This is a genomic window from Sulfuricurvum sp. IAE1, assembly GCF_004347735.1.
In the GTDB taxonomy this organism is placed as follows: domain Bacteria; phylum Campylobacterota; class Campylobacteria; order Campylobacterales; family Sulfurimonadaceae; genus Sulfuricurvum.
On sequence record NZ_SLTI01000019.1, the window covers coordinates 1 to 1,114 of the forward strand.

The 1,114-nt window shown below is 46.1% G+C and carries 1 protein-coding gene; it reads right to left on the reverse strand.

Translation table 11 applies throughout. The annotated features are described in order from the left end of the window. Positions 1-1,114 (reverse strand): class I tRNA ligase family protein (locus E0765_RS03540; RefSeq protein ID WP_165921650.1); only part of this gene is annotated, 1,114 nt, incomplete at both ends.

A 1,114-nucleotide genomic window follows, 5' to 3' on the forward strand; every position in this document is an offset into this window, starting at 1 on the left:
CCTGAGCAGCAAAAGCTGCAAGGGTGAACCTGAATGCATCTGTACCATAGCTTTCAATCATAATAAGAGGATCAATTACATTCCCCTTGGACTTGCTCATCTTCTGCCCGTGTTCATCACGTACAAGCGCGTGAATATAAACATCTTTAAACGGGATGTCATCCATGAACTTCACACCTGTCATGATCATCCTTGCAACCCAGAAGAATATTATATCAAACCCTGTAACAAGCACGCTTGTGGGATAATATTTTTTCAGTTCAGGAGTGCTATCAGGCCACCCCATAGTTGAGAAAGGCCAGAGCGCGGAGGAGAACCATGTATCCAGAACATCCTCATCCTGCCTGATATTCTTTGAGCCGCACTTCGGGCATTTATCCGGGTCATCCATTGTGACGCTAAGTTCACCGCACTCATCGCAGTAGAAAGCCGGAATTCTGTGTCCCCACCAGAGCTGACGCGATATACACCAGTCGCGGATATTGTACATCCACTCGAAATATGTTTTTGCCCAGTTACCAGGAACGAACCTGACTTTTCCATCCTCAACAACTTTAATCGCCTCATCAGCAAGGGGCTTGATCTTCACGAACCACTGCTTTGAAAGGTAGGGTTCAATTACAGTGTTGCACCTGTAGCAGTGCCCAACAGAGTGAACATGCTTCTCAACCTTTTCAAGCAAACCAAGCTTTTCAAGATCAGCCACAACGCGCTTACGCGCCTCGTACCTGTCGAGTCCTTTATATTCTCCGCCGTTTTCATTGATCACGGCGTTTTCATTCATGATAATAACTTCTTCGAGGTTATGCCTTTTGCCCATGTCAAAGTCATTGGGATCGTGTGCGGGAGTAACCTTCACAAATCCTGAGCCGAACTCCATGTCAACATAGCTGTCAGCAAACACCGGGATCTCCCTGTTCATCAGGGGAAGGATTACTGTCTTACCTATAAGGCGGCTGTGCCTTTTATCTTCAGGATTTACAGCAACGCCTGTATCACCAAGCATTGTTTCAGGACGGGTTGTTGCAACAACAACGAACTCATCGGTCCCTTTAACCGGATATTTTATATGCCAGAGATTTCCATCAAGCTCTTTGTACTCAGTCTCTATATC